The organism is methanotrophic endosymbiont of Bathymodiolus puteoserpentis (Logatchev) (genome assembly GCF_900128525.1).
Classification (GTDB): domain Bacteria; phylum Pseudomonadota; class Gammaproteobacteria; order Methylococcales; family Methylomonadaceae; genus Methyloprofundus.
The window spans coordinates 1-964 of sequence record NZ_FQTQ01000004.1; the positions used below are offsets into that span (position 1 = coordinate 1).

The window sequence follows — 964 nt, forward strand, 5'->3', positions numbered from 1 at the left end:
CGAATTGTATTTGATGAGCACCTGAGGCAATGGAATTATACTGCCATTCCTGACGCAACAACTTTATAAGTTGCCTAAGTTATTTCATGCACATTCCTTAGCACTCACTATTCTTCGTGTTCCTGTTGTTAATAGCTAACAATAACCATGATCTTATTGCCCAACATTAACCGTTCCGCTTATGGCTACGCCTTGCTGTATCAAAGAAGAACCACCGAGATTTTGTGCATTCTGATTAATACCAGCAGCACCATTAAATGAATCAGTTACATTGTTATTTCCAGACCAAGTGACCCCACTAGGCTGTTCCAAAAAATCACCAAAGCCAGCACCTGTTACTGAACCATCTAAAGACGCTGTATTTACTGAATAATCAGAAGTTGCATCACCTGTAATAGTTGCCGCCGAACCATAAGAGGCAGATGAAGCGGTATTAACGCTATTATCACTATTGTCAACACTTGCATTACCACCACCATTTGCTGCCGCACTACGATCAGAAGCAGTTGCATAGCTATTATCTATATTGGTAGTACTATTATCACTGCTATCTACAATTGCATTCCCACCACCATTTGCAGAGGCCGAACCAATACCCATTGCACTAGCAGAGCTATTATCACTACGATCTGACATTGCTGTACTGCCATTATTAGCTGCGGCATCAGTTGCCGATGCATAGCTGTTATCACTTAAGTTATCATTACTATCTACAGTACTGTTATCGCTGTTATCATCATTGCTATCACGAGTACTCTTATTATTCAGTACATCAGTTACAGCAACATCCGTATTACCCACATCGGTCTTGCTATTATTGTCATTACTGTCGTTAGCACTTTTATCATTTAACACATCTGACACAGCCACATCCGTATTACCTACATCGGTAGTACTGTTATCATCATTGCTATCGTTAGCACTTTTATCATTTAACACATCTGATACAGCTACATCCGTATTA

Annotated in this window: 1 pseudogene; it reads right to left on the reverse strand. The window is 39.9% G+C overall.

What is annotated here, in order from left to right:
* Positions 1-153: 153 nt before the first annotated feature.
* Positions 154-964: pseudogene (locus BQ7314_RS00065) on the reverse strand (dentin sialophosphoprotein); the annotation flags it as partial.